The 273-nt window shown below is 72.2% G+C and carries 1 pseudogene; it reads right to left on the bottom strand.

Going from position 1 to position 273, the window contains the following annotated elements:
- Positions 1–273, bottom strand: a pseudogene (locus KVS71_RS17460) (SAM-dependent methyltransferase); the annotation flags it as partial.

Raw genomic sequence — 273 nt, 5'->3', positions numbered from 1 at the left:
CAGCACCAGTTGTGCACCGGTGAGCAGGCCCTCGTCGAGTTCGTGCGGGGTGAACCCACCGATCCCGTGCTCCTCGGCGTTGCGGGCGAGCGCGCGGCGTCCGGTCGCGAGGTCCTGGTGCACCCGGGTCCCGCGCCGCCCAGCCGCCGTGAGAGCCAGCGTGATCGCGCCGTACTCGTCGCCGATCACGACCGTCTCGGGCCCCGGCACGTCGAGAGCGAGCGCCCGTTCCACCAGCAGCAGATCGGTCGCATCGTGGGCCTGGAGGTTGTC

The organism is Microbacterium sp. GbtcB4 (assembly GCF_019091465.1).
Lineage (GTDB): Bacteria > Actinomycetota > Actinomycetes > Actinomycetales > Microbacteriaceae > Microbacterium > Microbacterium paraoxydans.
Note: the sequence above shows the minus strand (reverse complement) of the source record. Positions and strands in the feature narration are given on the sequence as shown.